At 45.6% G+C, this 270-nt stretch carries 1 pseudogene; it reads right to left on the bottom strand.

Features of this window, described 5'->3' with window-relative positions:
• Positions 1-270: pseudogene (locus QOR82_RS09245) on the bottom strand (RNA-guided endonuclease TnpB family protein); the annotation flags it as partial.

The raw sequence follows: 270 nt of genomic DNA, 5'->3' as shown, positions 1-270 counted from the left end.
GTCAGAGCTAATTGCTAGACTAGCAATACCAACGTCAAGACCAACGGTCTTGTTGGTTTTCGGTAGTGACACTACCTCCGTTTCAACTTGTAAAGCGAGGTAGTAACGGCCGGTAACATCATAGCTAACCGTATAACATTTAGTCTTCGCATCACTAATGGATGTCGTCTTGCTGGTCCGTATACTGCCGAGTTTTGGCAAGAACATACGGCGCTTAGCTAAAACTTTACAGGTAGAACGCCCAGTATATGACTGTTTAGTTGCGTGCCG

The organism is Limosilactobacillus difficilis (genome assembly GCF_947387495.1).
GTDB lineage: Bacteria > Bacillota > Bacilli > Lactobacillales > Lactobacillaceae > Limosilactobacillus > Limosilactobacillus difficilis.
The sequence above is the reverse complement of the archived record's forward strand: the minus strand, read 5'-3'. Positions and strand labels throughout refer to the sequence as shown.